This is a genomic window from Streptomyces barringtoniae (assembly GCF_020819595.1).
In the GTDB taxonomy this organism is placed as follows: domain Bacteria; phylum Actinomycetota; class Actinomycetes; order Streptomycetales; family Streptomycetaceae; genus Streptomyces; species Streptomyces barringtoniae.
In genome coordinates this window covers 377,125-393,215 of record NZ_JAJHNP010000003.1, presented here as the reverse complement: position 1 = coordinate 393,215, position 16,091 = coordinate 377,125, and the positions used below count along the sequence as shown (strand labels likewise).

General features: G+C 72.5%; 12 protein-coding genes. 3 read left to right on the top strand and 9 right to left on the bottom strand.

Features of this window, described 5'->3' with window-relative positions; all coding sequences use genetic code 11:
* Window positions 1-12 precede the first annotated feature (12 nt).
* Window positions 13-2,205, bottom strand: coding sequence for a glycoside hydrolase family 31 protein (locus tag LMU33_RS06610; protein WP_504967688.1), 2,193 nt, complete (start codon window positions 2,203-2,205; stop codon window positions 13-15).
* Between the two features lie 691 nt (window positions 2,206-2,896).
* A complete protein-coding gene (locus LMU33_RS42205) occupies window positions 2,897-3,076 on the bottom strand; it encodes a hotdog domain-containing protein (protein WP_443728961.1) in 180 nt (59 codons plus the stop codon).
* Between the two features lie 972 nt (window positions 3,077-4,048).
* Between LMU33_RS42205 and LMU33_RS06600 the strand changes: the two genes are divergently transcribed.
* The gene (locus LMU33_RS06600; protein WP_228618178.1) at window positions 4,049-5,173 is read left to right on the top strand and encodes a GNAT family N-acetyltransferase; all 1,125 of its coding nucleotides are present in this window, start codon (window positions 4,049-4,051) and stop codon (window positions 5,171-5,173) included.
* 102 nt (window positions 5,174-5,275) lie between these two features.
* On the top strand, window positions 5,276-7,915 hold the full coding sequence (locus LMU33_RS06595) for a WD40/YVTN/BNR-like repeat-containing protein (RefSeq protein WP_228618176.1): 2,640 nt from the start codon (window positions 5,276-5,278) through the stop codon (window positions 7,913-7,915).
* Window positions 7,916-8,068: 153 nt separating this feature from the next.
* Here the strand turns inward: LMU33_RS06595 and LMU33_RS06590 are convergent, their stop codons facing one another.
* The 7 genes from LMU33_RS06590 to LMU33_RS06560 form a co-directional block, all read right to left on the bottom strand.
* Entirely contained in the window at window positions 8,069-8,836 is a 768-nt protein-coding gene (locus LMU33_RS06590; protein WP_228618175.1) for an ABC transporter ATP-binding protein, read from the bottom strand.
* A gap of 3 nt (window positions 8,837-8,839) precedes the next feature.
* Complete coding sequence (gene mdlC / locus LMU33_RS06585; RefSeq protein ID WP_228618173.1) at window positions 8,840-10,450, bottom strand: benzoylformate decarboxylase; 1,611 nt, start codon at window positions 10,448-10,450, stop codon at window positions 8,840-8,842.
* Complete coding sequence (locus tag LMU33_RS06580) at window positions 10,447-11,292, bottom strand: ABC transporter permease (RefSeq protein WP_228618171.1); 846 nt, start codon at window positions 11,290-11,292, stop codon at window positions 10,447-10,449. Before LMU33_RS06580 ends, mdlC begins: the two co-directional genes overlap by 4 nt.
* On the bottom strand, window positions 11,289-12,089 hold the full coding sequence (locus tag LMU33_RS06575; RefSeq protein ID WP_228618170.1) for an ABC transporter permease: 801 nt from the start codon (window positions 12,087-12,089) through the stop codon (window positions 11,289-11,291). The genes LMU33_RS06580 and LMU33_RS06575 overlap by 4 nt, the downstream gene beginning before the upstream one ends.
* A complete protein-coding gene (locus LMU33_RS06570; RefSeq protein ID WP_228618168.1) occupies window positions 12,086-13,054 on the bottom strand; it encodes an ABC transporter substrate-binding protein in 969 nt (322 codons plus the stop codon). Before LMU33_RS06570 ends, LMU33_RS06575 begins: the two co-directional genes overlap by 4 nt.
* A 132-nt stretch (window positions 13,055-13,186) precedes the next feature.
* Complete coding sequence (locus tag LMU33_RS06565) at window positions 13,187-13,540, bottom strand: hypothetical protein (RefSeq protein WP_228618167.1); 354 nt, start codon at window positions 13,538-13,540, stop codon at window positions 13,187-13,189.
* 93 nt (window positions 13,541-13,633) lie between these two features.
* Window positions 13,634-14,641, bottom strand: coding sequence for a Ppx/GppA family phosphatase (locus LMU33_RS06560; RefSeq protein WP_228618165.1), 1,008 nt, complete (start codon window positions 14,639-14,641; stop codon window positions 13,634-13,636).
* Between the two features lie 254 nt (window positions 14,642-14,895).
* Here LMU33_RS06560 and LMU33_RS06555 point away from each other — a divergent pair, with 254 nt between their 5' ends.
* On the top strand, window positions 14,896-16,077 hold the full coding sequence (locus LMU33_RS06555) for an FAD-dependent oxidoreductase (protein ID WP_228618163.1): 1,182 nt from the start codon (window positions 14,896-14,898) through the stop codon (window positions 16,075-16,077).
* The last annotated feature ends 14 nt before the right edge of the window (window positions 16,078-16,091 follow it).

The following is a 16,091-nucleotide window of genomic DNA, read 5'->3' as shown; positions in this document are numbered from 1 at the left end:
CATACGATCTCTTTACCTCCCGTCGACCAGTCGCACCGTGAAGCCCCGGTCCAGCGACAGGCTCGCCGTGGTGATGGTCGTGACGTGCGTGCCGGCGTCGTACGACCAGGCGGAGGCGGGCAGTTGGCGGCCGTCCAGCAGAACCCGGGAGGGTGCCGGGTCGCCGTGCACGGTGAACCGGTACGTGCGGGCGTCCACCTTGCCGGCGTAGTCGCCCCTGCTCGCGCCCACCGAGACGGTCGTCCCGCCGCCGTCGGAGTGCAGGGACACCCGCTGGGTGGCGGCGGCGCCCCGGGTGAAGTCGCGGGTCACCCCGTCGTCCTCGTACAGCGTGTAGTGGCTCGTGCCGCGGGCCGCCGGATACAGGTCCCAGTCCAGCTCGTGCCGGTCCCGGCTCTGCCAACTCGTCGTCCCCTTCGGCCACATCGGCACGACCGCGCCCTCGCGCACGAACAGCGGGAGCGTGTCGAGCGGGGCGTGGTAACCGTTGACCGTGGTCGGACCCTGGTAGGTACGGCCGGTCCAGTAGTCGGTCCAGGTGCCCTTCGGCAGATAGATGCCGTCGCGGGTGTCGGAGTCCTGGTAGACCGGCGCGACGAGGAGGTCGGGGCCGGACAGGAACTCGTACTTCCCCTGGTCCGAAAGGGTATTGGGATCGTCCGGGAACTCCAGCCACAGCGGGCGCACCGCGCCGACACCGGTCTTCGCGGCCTCGGCGGAGAGTGTGTACATGTACGGCAGCAGCCGCTCCTTGAGCTGCAGGTACTTCCTGTTGACCGACGTGTACGGCTCGCCGTCGAGCCAGGGCTGCTGGTCGGCGGGCTTGCCGGTGGTGAGGTCGCTCGCCCAGCCGTCCATGGTCATGATGGCCGGCAGGAACGCCTTCCACTGCAGGTCCCGGGTGTACATCTTGGCGTCGTGGCGGTAGATGCTGCCCACGTCACCGGTGTCGTAGGCGATGCCCGACATGGTCGCCCCGGCGTAGGCCGGGATCTGCCAGCGGATGTAGTCCCAGGACAGTTTCTGGTCGCCGCTCCACAGCACCCCGCAGCGCTGGGCGCCCGCCCAGGACACCGGCAGCCACACGAAACCGCGCGCGTCGCTGTTGTCCTCGATCCCCTTCTTGGCGGCGTCGCACGCGTCCAGCGCGAACTTGTAGCCGTTGCCGACCCAGGCCACGTCCAGCTTGGCCACCCGCTGGCCCGCCTTGACCTGGTCGGCGAGCTTGTCGATGCCGTCCTGGGTCCACAGGCCGAGCTGGGCATGGTGGTCCTGCAGGCCCCGGGCGGTCTGCGCCAGGTTCTCGTAGCCGCAGCCGTAGCCGTCGTTGACCAGCATCCAGCCGAGCGGCATCTGGTGCTCGGTGTACCCGTCGGCGATCTTCAGCGCGTCCAGGGTGTGCCGCTCACCGCGGTTGGCGTTGTGCAGGTAGCAGTCGGAGTCGCCGGGTTCGAGGCCGTACACCGGGGGCATGAAGGGCCTGCCCACCAACGCCGTGTACCTGCCGATGACGTGCTTGGCGTCCCCGAGGAAGTAGTAGGCGTCCAGGCGCCGTTCCTGCTGACCGGTGGTCACGGGCGAGCCGAAGGTGTACACGCCCGGCGCGAAGGTGTTGCGGAAGACGCCGTAGCCCGCGCTGGAGAGGTAGAACGGCTGGGAGTTGTTGTAGCCGCCCTCGTTCCAGTCGAAGCTGTTGGCCACGTACATCGTCTGCCCGCGGTGCGAGAAGCTGCCGTTCTGCTCCCCGCCGCCGAAGAACTGCTCGTCCGCGCCCCGCACCAGACTCTGCCGCATCCCGCCGGTCGACCAGCGCAGCGGCTTGTCCTCCTGCCAGATCCGGGTCCGGTTGTCGGGCTTGTACAACCCGAACCGCAGCGGCTTCTTGTACACGCGCAGCACGGCCTGCGGGGAGCGGATGCCGTAGTAGTCGCCGGCGTCGAAGGAGGAGGTGTGCCGCTCGGCGGCGGGCTCCTTGCGCACGATCGCGCTGCCCGCCGGATCGCTGAGCGAGCCGGACGGGTCGGCCTGCAGCCGCAGTTGGCCTCCCGTCAGGAAATCCGCCCGTGCGGTGAGCTGCCCGGCCTCGACCGTGTAGGTGCCGTCGCCGCCCGAGAAGGACGTGAGATCGCCGGCGTCGGTCGTGGCGGGCAGGTACGCGGTGCCCGTGAAGGAGTTGTCGTGCACGTCGTACGGCACGACCACCACGTGGTACGTCCCCGACGCCCGCGGGATCACCGTGGCCTCCGGGTCGGCGGTGCCCGCGCTGGACGCCACCTGCTTGCCGTGGTCGTCGTAGACGTACAGGTCGAAGTCGTCAGAGGGCTTCTCCCACTTCACCGCCAGCGGGACGCCGCCTTCGGGGTTGTCGTCCCAGTAGCCGGCCGGCACCGAGACGGTCAGGTCGAAGCGGTCGCAGACCTTGTTGTCCGGGTCGGCGGCGGGATCCGGGCAGCTCTCGGTGCCGCCGCCGGTGCCCTTGGCGTAGACCGGGCTCTGCCAGCTGACGCTGCTGTGGGCGGGGTCGAGCAGGGCGCCGGAAGTGGTGGCGGCGGCATGGGCGGGCACCGGGGCGGCGAGCAGGGTTCCCGCCAGGGCGGACGCCAGCCCCAGTGGTACCCAGGCCGGCCACGGCACACGGTGGCGCAGTCTTCGCGGTCTTTGCACGGCGGAACAGCTCCCCTCGCAGCACTGCGGACTGACTGTTCTTGCTCCTGGTGCTCACAAGCGCTCGAAATAGGCTGCAATCGAGCAACTTCAAGCAGGAAGACTCGGGGGTGACGCAGGTTCATGTCAAGACCGCGGGCCCGGAACCCGGCCGGACACGTGCCCCGAACCGGCCGGACACGCCGAAGGCCGGCCCCCTCGACAGCGGGGCCGGCCTTCGCGCGCGGGTCGTTCAGCCCGCGTTCTTCCGGAGCACGATCCGGGTCTGCGTGGTCTGGCCGGCCAGCCGGTTCCGGTCGTCACGCAGGTCCGTCTGCACGACGATGAGCGTGCCGCCGAGATGCAGCGGCCAGGCGACGGCATCGACGTGCCCGGCGGTGACCGCCCGCAGGAAGTTGGTCTTGGACTCCACCGTCGACGTACCCCTCGCCCCTCGGGCAGGTTGAGGAAGGCGCACACCGCCCCGCCGCTGTCCGCCGGCGCCATCAGGGCGCCGCCGTGCAGCGCGCCGCCCGCCGTACACGCCTCCGGTGACCAGGCCGGCGAGCCGACGGTGCGCTCGGCGGCGGCCTCCTTCAGCTCGATGCCGAGGCCGGCCGCGAACGGCATCGCGGCCAACAACTCGGCGGGCTGGGGACGGGGCGACATGGCGTACCGCCTTTCGCGACAGCAACGGGTGATCGGGCTGATCAGGCAGTGCGGCAGTCCGTTCCCGGAAGGCTCCTGGAACATGGCGGGTTTCCGGACACCGGCGCCGATGCCGCAGCCGGCGTCCGCCCTCTCTCCCGTACAACGGTCTCCTCGATCGAAGGGGACTCCGCAGCGAACTGCCCGTGGTGAGCAGGACGTCGAGGCCGGCACGGCGGAAGAAGGCGGAAGAAGTCGGCGCGGGTGCGGTCGGCGACCGCGCAGACGACCTCGCCGCCGTCACGGGCGGGTCGACGTGGCCACGCCGCGAGGCGCAGCACGGAGTTCGCCGGGCTGTGGCAGGAGCGGGAGGAGGCCCTGCGCCGCATGGGCCGCAGGCGGATCGTGCACCCCTCGCGCACCCAGGGCCTGAGCGCCAGGTCGGAGGGCCCGGATCGGCTCCGCCGAGCCGGCCGGCGCGGGATCGCACCAGGCTTGTCACGATGTCGCCGGACCCGTGGCGGATCGTCCGTCGCCTGAGGCACCCTTGACAGTGTGCGTACTGTTTCGCGACGTTTGAGCAGTCGCGTGCGGAGGGGATGCGGCGCACATCGGAACCAGTGGGAGGACGCGCCCGGCGCGTCTTGGGGGGAGCGGTCGCCCATGCGATCCATGAGCCATGATCCACACGCCTCACCGGCCTGTGCCGCCTCGGGCACACCGTTCGCGGAGCCTGCGGAAGGGCGGTCGAACTGAGGTGGAGATCACCATCCACAGACCCGGCGAGCTGACGCCCGAGCTGCGCGGGGCCTGGCACCGCGCGATGGACGAGTCGCCCGAGTACTCCAATCCCTTCCTCGCACCGGAGTTCGCGATCGGCGTCGGCCGGTACCGGCGCGGGGCCCGGGTGGCGGTCCTGCACGAGGACGGGGAACCCGCCGGGTTCTTCCCGTACGAGCGGGGGCCGTTCGGCGCAGGTCGGGCCATCGGGCTCGGACTGTCCGACTGCCAGGCCCTCGTGCACCGGCCGGGGGTCACCTGGAACGCCGGAGAACTGCTGCGGGCCTGCGGGCTCAGCATCTTCGAGTTCGACCACCTCGTCCAGGAGCAGCGGCCGTTCGCGCCGCACATCACGGGCACCTTCTCCTCACCGGTGATCGATGTGAAGCCCGGCGACGGCGGCTACCCGGAGTGGCTGCGCGCCACCTACCCGGGCCTGGCCAAGACCACGCTGAAGAAGGAACGCCGGCTCGGCCGGGACATCGGCGAGGTGCGGTTCGAGTTCGACGAGCGCGATCCGGAGGTGCTGCGCACCCTCATGCGCTGGAAGTCCGCCCAGTACCGCAGGACCGGCCGCATGGACCGGTTCTCCCGGCCGTGGATCGTCGGCCTCGTCGACCATCTCTCCCGCGTCCGCGAGGAGCACTTCACCGGAGTGCTGTCCGTGCTGTACGCGGGCGACCGGCCGGTCGCCGCCCACTTCGGCCCCCGGTCGAGCACCGTACTGGCGGCCTGGTTCACCGCCTACGATCCTGAACTGCACTACTACTCACCGGGGTTGATGATGCATCTGCGGACCGCCGAGGCGGCGGCCCGGCACGGGGTGACCCTCGTGGACCTCGGGCGTGGCGACAAGGAGTACAAGGACTGGCTCAAGACCCGCGAACTGCGGGTCGCCGAGGGCTTCGCGGCCCGTCCGCACCCGGTCGCGCTGGCCTGGCGGCTGTGGCGCAGACCGGTGCGCGGGCTGCGGAACACGGTCAACGCCCATCCGCAGCTGCGCGAGCCGGCCGACCGTCTGCTGAAGACGGTGGGCAGGGTGCGAAGTCAGGGCATGGCGGCTACGGCGGCCGCCGGGAAGAGTCGCCTGCCGGAGCGGTAGTACTGGCAGGTTCTCGTCAAAACTTCGCCAAGCGGCGGACGTTTTCGCGCCAACGTGATCGGGTCTCCTGCGTCAGCTGTCGCTGCACCCGGGAGGTCCTTGGTGTCCGTACCAACCCACAGAAGACGGTGGTTCACCGTCTGCGCGCTCACCGCGTCCGCCGCACTCGTGGCGATACCCCCGTCCGCCGCCTCCGGGCGCTCGGTGAGCCCCTTCGGCGTCCGGGCGCTGGCCCACCTGGCCAAGGAACGCGAGCAGTCGGTGGGCGCGATGTCGCCGCACGTGGCGGCGGACGACGACGGCGGCAACGAGGCGGACGAGATCGCCGAGGGCGCGGACCAGTACGCCGAGGCCCGTACCTCGCCCGGTGTCGTGGCGCCGGGCGCATACGGCGCCGCCTGGCGCGATCTCGGCAACCTGAGGTCCACGAGCGGCCGTTGGCACAACATCACCGATCTGCCGTACAACTCCGACGACCCGCGATACCGCGACATCGACTCCAACTCCAGCGGTGGCGGCGGGAACGTCACCGGCCGGATGGCGGCGGTCGCCGCCGACGACGACGGCTACGTCTACGCGGGCAGCGCCGGCGGCGGGGTGTGGCGCTCGCACAGCGGGGGCGGCCACTGGCAGCCCATCAGCGACCGGCTGCCCGCACAGTCCACCGGCGCCCTCGCCCTCGACGGCGCCGGCCGGCTGTGGCTGGGCACGGGTGAGGCCACCACCAACGCCGACGCCTACCTCGGCAGCGGCGTCTACGTCCTCACGCACCCGCACCACGGCACCTTCTCCGCGCGCAGCCGGGTCGGCGGCGACGAGCTGGAGAGCACCACCATCCACGAGCTGCGCTTCGGCGGCGACAAGGTGTGGGCGGCCACCAGCAAGGGCGTGTGGAGCCACTCCACGAGGAACCTCGGCGGCCCCTGGAAACTGGAGTACGCACCCAACCCCGACTTCCTGCCGGGCGGTTCGAAGGCCGACGACCCGAGCGCGCCGTACAAGAACATCGCCAACGACATCGCCATCGACCCCAAGGACCCGTCCAAGGTGGTCCTCGCCGTCGGCTGGCGCAGCGGCGACGAGTACAACGGCTTCTACACGAAGGTGAACGGCACCTGGACCCGCATCACCAGCGGCCTCGGTGACCTCCCGGCCGACGCCGACAACGTCGGCAACGTCACCTTCGCCCGCTCCGCCGACGGCTCCCGCTACTACGCCATCGACCAGTCCCCGGAGCAGCTGAACACCAACCCGGACAGCGGCCTGGAGGGCATCTACGTCTCCAAGTCGGGCTCACCGGCCGGCCCCTGGACGAAGATCGCCGACTACAAGGGCCTGGCGGCCGACAACTCGGCGCTCACCACCGCCGGTTACATGCCCGGCGTCCAGGCCTGGTACAACCAGTTCCTCGCAGTCGACCCGAGCGACCCGCAGCACGTGTACGCCGGCCTGGAAGAGGTCTACGAGACCAAGGACGGCGGCGCCGACTGGTCGACGGTCGGCCCGTACTGGAACTTCACCTTCTCCTGCTGGAGCCTCGACCCCACCAAGCAGACCGGTGACTGCAACCCGACCACCCACTCCGACCAGCACGGCGTCGCGATCGGCCGCTACCACGGCAAGAGCTTCGTCTACGTCGGCAACGACGGCGGCATCTACAAGCGCCCGGTGAACGGCCGCCAGGACGCCTCCGGCCACGCCACCGACTGGACGTCCCTCAACGACGGCACCATCGACACCCTGCAGTACTACTCCGTCGGCGTAGGCAAGGACCTCGACAACGGCGGCCTGTCCGTCACCGGCGGCCTGCAGGACAACGGCCAGTCCATCCTGCGCGGCAACGACAAGATCATGGGCTCCAACTTCGGAGGCGACGGCGGCGACACCCTCACCGACCCCGCCAACGGCTGCGACATCGCACAGGAGTACGTCTACCTCGCCGTCCAGGTCACCCAGAACTGCGCCGTGAACGACGGCAGCTGGGCGACCGACCCGAGCAAGGCCACCTCGTACTCCGTCGCCCCGCCCGACAACGCCACCAGCGAGGCCCGCTTCATCGCCCCGCTCGGGGCGGACATGAAGGACGGCAACACCTGGGTCGCCGGCGGCCGCCACATCTGGGTCCAGACCCACGGCTACGCCATCCGCAGCGGCAAGGAGTGGACCAGCGTCCACGACTTCGGCGCCGGTCGCACCGCGACCGCCGTCGCCGTCTCCGGCGGGAAGATCTACGCCGCCTGGTGCGGCCCCTGCAACAACCAGGGCTTCGCCCGCGGCATCGCCGTCGGCAACGCGGACGGCACCGGCTGGCACGACATCAACCTGCCGGTCGACGGCACCGTGCCCAACCGCTACCTCAGCGGCTTCGCCGTCGACCCGAAGAACGCCGACCACGTCTTCCTCGCCGTCAACGGCTTCTCCCGGCACTGGACCGAGGGCCCCGGCGCGGGCGTCGGCCACGTCTTCGAGTCCACCGACGGCGGGACGACCTGGAAGGACATCTCGGCCAACCTGCCCGACGTGCCCACCGACTCCGCGCTGGTGACGGCGGACGGCGGCCTCGCCGTCGCCACCGACCTCGGCGTCGTCTACCGCGCGCCGGGCCGCACCACCTGGCAGCGGATCGGCAGCCTGCCGGCCGTCGCCGTGCTCCAGCTGAAGACGAGCCCGGACGGCGGCACGCTGTACGCCGCCACGCACGGCCGCGGGATCTACACGGTCAAGCTCTGCGACCTGCGCTGACCGACCGCGCAACCACCACCAGGAGGGGTGGCTCCCGAACATCCGGGAGTCACCCCTCCTGCACGTACGGCACGCGCCCCGAAGGAGCGCGAGGAACTGCGCGACCGGCCACGACGGAGCCGCGGACGACGGACTGCACAGCGCGGCACCTCCTCATACCGGCCCTTCCAGCGGAGCGCCTCGCACGGCCCGCCCGACCTCCGTGCGCAGCTTCACGAACTCCGGCAGGCTCCGGGTGCTGAGCTGGTCCCGCTCGCGGGGCAGGTCCACCGGCAGGTCGTGCACGACGCGGGAGCCGGGGCCGGGGGAGAGGACGACGACGCGGTCGCCGACGTACACGCTCTCGTCGATGTCGTGGGTGACGAACACGATGGTCGTGTCGTTCGTCCGGTGGACTTCCAGCAGCAGGTCCTCCAGGTCCTCGCGGGTGCCCGCGTCCAGCGAGCCGAACGGCTCGTCCATGAGCAGCAGGGCGGGCCGGCAGACGAGGGCACGGGCGATGGCGACGCGCTGCTGCATGCCGCCGGACAGCTCCCGCGGACGGCGCCGGGCGGCCCCGTGCAGGCCGACCCGTTCGAGGATCGCCTCGGCCTCGGCCCGGCGGGCGGCACGGGTGAGGCCACGGCGGCGCAGCGGCAGGGCCACGTTGTCGCGGACGGTGAGCCAGGGCAGCAGTGAGCGGCCGTACTCCTGGAAGACGACCGCGAGCTGCTCCGGCACGCCGTTCACCGCTGTCCCGTCGATCGTGACCGTGCCCTCCTGCACGGGCAGCAGCCCGGCGATGGTGCGCAGCAGCGTGGACTTGCCGCAGCCGGAGGGCCCGACCACGCTGAGGAGCTGACCGTCCGGCACGGTGAGGCTGATGCCGTCCAGGACGCGGGTGTCGCCGAAGTGCCGGCCGACGGAGTCGAGGCGCAGCATCCCTCACCCGGCCCAGGGTTCGTACAGGGTGCCCGCGCTGCCGGTGACCCGCAGGTGCAGCAGGAAGGGGCCCGAGCCGTCGCCCCGGCCCAGGGCGTGGTCCAGCGCGGCCGACAGCTCGTCGGCGTGTTCGGCGCGGGCCGCGGGGCAGCCGAAGGACTGGGCGAGGGCCGCGAAGTCGATACCGGTGATGTCCGTGCCGGGGACGGGCGCGATGCCGATCCGGCGGCCCAGCGCACGGACGGCCGCGTAACCGCCGTTGTCCAGCAGGACGTAGGTGACCGGAGCCGCATGCCGGGCCGCGCTCCACAGGGCCTGCACCGAGTACAGCGCCGAGCCGTCGCCGAGCACGCACACCACCCGGCGCCGGTCGGCGAGCGCCCGGCCCACCGCGAGGGGCAGGCCCCAGCCGAGCGCCCCGCTGCCCGTGGTGAGGAAGCCGCCGCCCGACTCGACGGGCACGCGCGCGTGGAGCGTGTCGCGGTGGCTCGGCGCCTCCTCGATAAGGACCCGGTCGCGCGGCAGCCGGGCGCGCAGCAGATCGAAGAACACCTCCGGGGTGATGTGCCCTTCGGCGCGGGCCGGGGCGGGGGCCGGCCGGGGTGGTGGCGGGTCGCGGTCGGGCTCCTTCCGCAGCAGCCCGGTCAGCCCTTCCAGGGCGGGCCGCAGCGTGGTGACGATGCTGGTGCCGGTGGGCAGCCAGGCGGCCTGGCCGGGGTCGCAGTCCAGGTGGAACAGCTCGGTGCCGGGCGCGAGCGGCGGGCCGTCGTCCGCCACGTGATAGGTGAACACCGGCGTGCCGAGCGCGACCACCACGTCGTACGGCGCGAGCCGCGCGGCCAGTTGACGGGCGATCGGCGGCAGGAACCCCTGGAACAGCGGATGCGACTCCGGGAAGCCGGAGCGGCCGGAGAGCGGGCTGATCCACACCCCGGCCCGGATCCGCTCGGCCAGCGTCCGGACCCCGTCCAGCGCGTCCTCGTCGTCCACGCCGGGCCCCACCACGAGCGCGGGGCGCGCGCAGGCCTCCAGCCGGGCGGCGAGCGCGTCGAGGGCGTCCGGGGCGGCCGTGAACGCCGAGTGCACCGTGCGGGGCGTGACGGGTTCGGCGGGCCGGTCCCAGTCGTCCTCCGGCACGGACACGAACACCGGTCCGCGCGGATGCGTCATCGCGATCCGGTACGCCTCGGCGAGCACGGCCGGCACGTCCTCCGCGCGTTCCGGCTGGCGGGCCGACTTCACGTACGGGCGCGGGAACAGGGCCGGTTCGTCGGCGCCGAGGAACGGCCGCAGTTGGATCAGCGAGCGCGCCTGCTGTCCCGCCACGATCACCAGCGGCACCCGGTCGCGGAAGGCGTTGAACACCGCGCCGAGCGCGTGCCCCACCCCGCCGGCCGAGTGCAGGCTGACGAACGCGGCCCGCCGGGTGCCGAGCGCGTGCCCGGCCGCCATGCCGACGGCGACGGACTCCTGCAGGCCCAGCACATAGGTGAAGTCGTCCGGCCAGTCGCGGAACATCCGCAGTTCCGTGGAGCCCGGATTGCCGAAGACCGTGGTCATGCCGGTGTCGCGCAGAAACCGTACGACCGCCTCGCGCACCGTGGCCGTCGTCATGCCGTCCTCCTTGCGGACGATCCGGGGCCGACGAGCCGCTTCTCGACCGCCAGCAGACCGGTGTTGAGGAGATAACCCAGCGCACCGAGCAGCAGCAGCGCCGACCACACCGTGAGCAGGTCGGAGCGCGTCTGGGCGTCGGTGAGCGTGAAGCCGATACCGTTGTCACTGCCCGGCAGCAACTCCGAGAACACCATCAGGATCAGGCAGAGCGACAGGCTGAGCCTCAGCCCCGCGAAGATACGGGGCAGCGCCGAGGGCAGGATCAGGAACCACAGCCGCTCGGGCGCCGTCAGCCGCAGCACGGCCGCCACCTGGAGCCGCAGCGGGTCGGTGGCCCGGGCGCCCTCGGCCGAGTTGATCAGCACCGGCCATACGGCGCTGAACACGATCGACGCCACCTGCATGGGCGTACCGAAGTCGAAGACGACGACGAACACCGGCACCAGCGCGGGCGGCGGCACGGCCCGTGCGAACTGCAGCACCGGGTTGCACAGCGCGTACGCCCGTCGCGAGCGGCCCACCGCGATGCCCAGGGTGATCCCGGTGACGGCGGCGAGTGCGAACCCGGCCGCCATCCGGCCCAGGCTCGGCAGGATGGTGCCGACGGCGGCCGGGGTGAGGAACAGACGGCCGGGCGGCCCGGAGAACCACAGGTCGCGGGCGTGCCGGGCGATCCGCAGCGGCGGCGGGAAGTACACGCTGCCCTGGGCACGGGCGGCCAGCTCCCAGCAGGCGACGGCGACGAGGAGCACCGACCAGCGCAGCAGGAAGGGTACGGCGCCGGCCCGGGGCGGGCCGGGCGCGGATGCGGGCGGTGCGCTGTCCTGCGTCCGTGTCATGGCCGGCTCCGCTGCAACTTCTCCGCCTCCGGGCGGGGTTCCTGGGCCCAGGCGAACAACCGCCGCTCCGCGCCGACCAGTACGCCGTTGATCACCAGCCCGAGACCGCCCGCCCACACCACCCCCGCCAGCACGTCCCGCGTGCCGTCCGTCTCGGTCTGGGCCTGGGCGATGAAGATGCCGAGACCCTGGCCGAAGCCGGAGAGGATCTCCGTCGCGACGGCCAGGATCAGCGCGACCGCGGCCGAGATCCGCACGCCGGCGGCGATGAACGGGGCGGTGGCCGGCAGCTCCACCCGCAGCAGCACCGCGAGCCTGCCGAACCCGAAGGCGCGCAGGGTTTCCCTGGCGAGCGGGTCGGTCTCGCCGAGGCCGTAGACGGTGTTGAACAGCACCGGCCAGAGTGAGGCGTACGCGATCAGCGTCACCTCTGTCTGCGTGCCCGACCCGAGCAGCAGCGACACCAGCGGGATCAGCGCGACGGACGGCAGCGGCCGCAGGAACTCGATCACCGCGCGTACGGCGGCCTCCGCCACCGGCACCGCGCCCAGCAGCAGCCCCAGTGGCACGGCGACCGCACAGGCGAGCCCGAGGCCCAGCGCCCACGCCCGCAGCGTCACCCCGATCCCGTCGACGAAAGCCGGGTCGCCCGCCAACCGGACGGCGCGGGCGAGGACTTCGGAGGCGGGCGGCAGGTAGCTGCGCCGTACGATCCCGGCGCGGGCGACCGCCTCGCAGATCCCGAAGGCTCCCGCCGCGCCGAGCAGACCGAGCAGCAGTTCCTGACGCCGTGTCATTTCACCAGCAGCGGTGCCGGATCGACGTCCTTCTTCAACAGCCCCTGGGCGCACATGAGCCTGATGAGCCGGCGCAGGGGGGCCGGGTCGGCGGTCGCCGGGTAGGCGGGCAGATGGATCGACTTGGCCTGGTCCGCGGTCACCCTGGCGTACTTGGGCAGCTCGGTGCGCACCGCTCCCGGATCCTCGGCGGCGAGCTTCGAGGCCGCCTCGACGGCACGCCGGAAGCCCGCCGCGGCCTTCGGGTTCTTCTTCACGAAGTCGGCGGTGGTGACGTACCCGCTGGCGGGCAGGCCCCGCGCCGGTCCCGCCCCGGCGTCCAGCAGCACCCGCGCGCCCAACTCGCCCTGGACGGCGGTGTCGAAGGGCTCGACCACGTGGGCGGCGTCCACCTGGCCGCGCTGCAGGGCGGGGCCCATCTGCGGGAACAGGATCTGCCGGTAGACGGGCCGGCCGGCGCCCTGGGCGTCCAGGATCGCGTTCAGGGTCAGGGACTGGATGTTGTTGAGGACGGCGACGGCGACCTTCCTGCCCGCGAGGTCGGCGGGTTTCCTCAGCGCCGAGTCCTTGGGCACGAGGACGTCCATCATGTGCGGGGCGATCCTGACCCCCTCGGCGAGGATGCGCAGGTCCAGGGTGCCCTTCTCGTACGCCTGGAAGTAGGTGACGTAGTTCGCGCTCGCGATCACGTCCACCTGTCCCTTGAGCAGCGCGGGCAGCGCCTGGATGCTCTGCTGCACGGGCTGGATGCGCACGTCCAGGCCCTCCTTGGCGAACAGCCCGCGGTCCCGGGCCAGATAGAGCGCGGCGGAGTCGGTGAGCGGCAGTGCCGCCACGGTCAGCTGCTGCCGCCCGTCACCGGAGTGCGAGGTGCCGCCGCTGTCACAGCCCACCAGGACCAGCGCCACCGCGGCGGCGAGTGCGGCGAGGCGTTTCGTTCCCGAACGTGATCGACGTAAAGGCATACCGGCATGCCTACCCCGCGATTGTCATGATCGCTACAGAACGGGGGCGGGTTTCGGGGCGTTTGGAGAAATACGAACCGAGCAGGGCGGCCCGCCGAAGCGGCAGACCCTCTGCGGGGGTGCTGCCGGAGGTCAGCCGGCGGGCCGGAACCGGAGCGCCGACCAGGTGTCGTCGACGGCGATCTGCCGCACGGGCCGCACGCCGTGCTCGGACAGCGCGGCGGCCAGGGTGTCGCGGTTCAGATCCGTCCCGAGCTTCCCGCCCTTCGGGTAGGCCACCCAGGCGAGGGCATCGCGCCGCGCGGCGGCGAGCGCCGCCTGCGCATCCGCCCCGAGGAGGTCGTCGGAGGTGGTCACGAAGGCGATCACCGCGTCGGCCGAGGCCGCGTCACCCGCGTTCTCGGCCTCCAGCTGGACGTCGACGGGCCTGCCCAGTACCGCGACACTCTGACCGGGCTTGATCTGCAGCTTGCTGATGACGGACACCCCCCCGGATCCTGCCACCTCAGGCACGGCTCCGCACACGGCAGAGGCCGGGTCTTCCTGTCCGGGCCGGATCCCGCCGCGCCGCTGCCCGGTTCAGGCCCGTGGACCGGCGACGCGCAGGGGTGTCGCGGCGGGGGGCGCCGCGCTGTCGGCGGCGCCGGTGGCGTCCGTCCACCAGTCGGCGCCGTCCTCGATGTAGCGCAGCAGCACGCCCTCCCGGATCGCCCAGGGGCAGACGACGGCTCCCTGCAGCCCCATGAGCTTGAGCGCCGTGTGCCCGACGACCGCTCCGGCCAGGCTCTGCTCGGCGCGCGGCGCGGAGATCCCGGGCAGCTGGGCCCGCTCGGCGGCGGGCAGCGCGGCGAGGGTGCGGACCGACTTGCGGAGGTCCCGGCAGCGCATCTCCCGGTGCACGAACGGGCCGTGGCGTCCGGGTGCCGCCCCGCACAGCCGGCCCAGCTGCTGGAAGGTACGGGAGCTGACCGCGGCGGTGCGCGGCCGCTCCCAGCGGATCCGCTGGGCCACGTCCCGCAGCTCATGCCGGATCCGGCGGCGCAGCTCCTTCAGCTCCTCCGGCCCCGGCGGATCCTGGACCGCGAAGTACTCCTGGGTGAGGCGCCGCGCGCCGAGCGGCAGGGACGCGGAGAAGTCGGGCAGCCGGCCCCGCCCGAAGGCCACCTCCAGGGAGCCGCCGCCGATGTCGAGCACCGCGAGCGGGCCGGCGTGCCAGCCCAGCCAGCGCCGGGCCGCCAGGAAGGTCAGCTCGGCCTCGGTCTCACCCGGCAGGGTGCACATACGGATCCCGGTCCCGGCCGCCACCCGGTGCAGCACCTCCTGCTGGTTCGGTGCGGCGCGCACCACTGCGGTCGCGAAGGCCAGCGGCACCGACGCATGCCAGCTCCGGGCGGTGGCCCCCGCCGCGGCCACCGCCTTCACCAGCCCCTCCACCGCCTCGTCGGCGATGGAGCCGTCCGGACCGACGTGTTCGGACAGGCGCAGCTTCCACTTGACGGTGTGCACCGGCAGCGGAACACCGTCCGCCACATCCGCGACCACCAGCCGAACCGTGTTCGACCCCGCATCCAGCACGCTCACCCGCATGGCCGGGGAGTACCCACTTTCCCGTCAGGAACCCGTCATTCAGGGGGGCGTGTGTGTGCACGGCACCGATCGGCAGGTCCCTCAGGAACGGCTCGCGGGGCAGCCGGAGGCGGACCGGGCGCGAGCGGCGCACGGACCGGCGTCCGGCTCGGCACCCCGCCCTGGTCCTGTCCGGATCTCGGCCCCTCGGCCCCCGCACCGGCCCGTGCCTGCCCTTAGATGGTCACCACCACTGTCGGCGCGAGGAGCGGCACTTGAGCGGGACGGACGCGACGAGGGTACTGGTGGCCGGCGGAGGCATCGCGGGGACCGCGGCCGCGCTCGGGCTGCACAAGGCCGGCTACGACGTCACCGTGTACGAGGCACACCCCGACACGGCCGAGGACACCGGGGCGTTCCTGACCCTGGCGAGCAACGGAATGCGCGCCCTCGCCGAGCTCGACGCCACGGACGCCGTCACGGCCGTCGGTTTTCCGCTGACTTCCCTGCGGCTGCTCGACAGTGACGGCACCGAGCTGACGCACGCCCCGCTCGGCGAGGTCACCGAACCCGGGCTGCAATACCGCTGTCTGCGCCGCGGCGAGCTGAACGCGGCCCTGCAGGGCGAGGCGGCCCGGCGCGGCATCCGCGTACGCCACGGCGCCCGGCTGGTCGCCGTCACGGACGGCCCGCACGGCGTCACCGCCCGGTTCGCCGACGGCGGCACCGCCCACGCGGGCCTCCTCGTCGGCGCCGACGGGCTGAACTCCACCGTGCGCCGGCTCCTCACCCCCGGTGTGCGGCCCCTGTACGCCGGCCAGCGGATCTTCTACGGCTACACGGGCACCGCACCCGGCGCGGACGGCACCGGCGTCATCACCTTCGTCCGGGGCGGCGGGACCACGTTCGGATACGCGGTGTCACCGGCCGGGCTGACGTACTGGTTCGCCCGGGTGAGCACCCGGCCGCTGCCCGCCGGCGGCGCCGCGCACAGCGCCCCGTGGCGCGAGGACCTGCTGCCGCTGCTGCGCAAGGACTGCCCACCCGCCGCGGACATCGTCGCCGCCTCCCAGGGGCCCGTCATGGTCACCAACGCCACCGAGATGCCGCTCGGCGCCGTATGGCACCGGGGACGGACCGTGCTCATCGGCGACGCGGCCCACGCGGCCTCCCCGGCGACCGGCCAGGGAGCCTCGATGGCCCTGGAGGACGCCGTCGTCCTCGCCAAGGCGCTGCGCGACCTGCCCGGTGCACCGGCCGCCTTCGCCGCCTACGAACGGCACCGGCGCGCACGGGTGGAACACAACATCACCGTCAGCGGCGGTATCTCCCGCGGCAGCCGGGACACCTCCCGACCGGGTCTTGTCGTGGCCCCTCCCGCCGAGCCGGACGAGGCTCTCGTCCGCCAACTGGCCTGGGACAGCCCGCTGGCCGCGCCGGCGCCCGAGGAGGACTGACCGGGAGCACCGAC

Bases quoted from the DNA above. Each gene is read 5' to 3' on its own strand.
- LMU33_RS06590 (WP_228618175.1), bottom strand. From the start codon at position 8,836: ATGCTGCGCCTCGACTCCGTCGGCCGGCACTTCGGCGACACCCGCGTC.
- mdlC (WP_228618173.1), bottom strand. From the start codon at position 10,450: ATGACGACGGCCACGGTGCGCGAGGCGGTCGTACGGTTTCTGCGCGAC.
- LMU33_RS06580 (WP_228618171.1), bottom strand. From the start codon at position 11,292: ATGACACGGACGCAGGACAGCGCACCGCCCGCATCCGCGCCCGGCCCG.
- LMU33_RS06575 (WP_228618170.1), bottom strand. From the start codon at position 12,089: ATGACACGGCGTCAGGAACTGCTGCTCGGTCTGCTCGGCGCGGCGGGA.
- LMU33_RS06570 (WP_228618168.1), bottom strand. From the start codon at position 13,054: ATGCCTTTACGTCGATCACGTTCGGGAACGAAACGCCTCGCCGCACTC.
- LMU33_RS06560 (WP_228618165.1), bottom strand. From the start codon at position 14,641: ATGCGGGTGAGCGTGCTGGATGCGGGGTCGAACACGGTTCGGCTGGTG.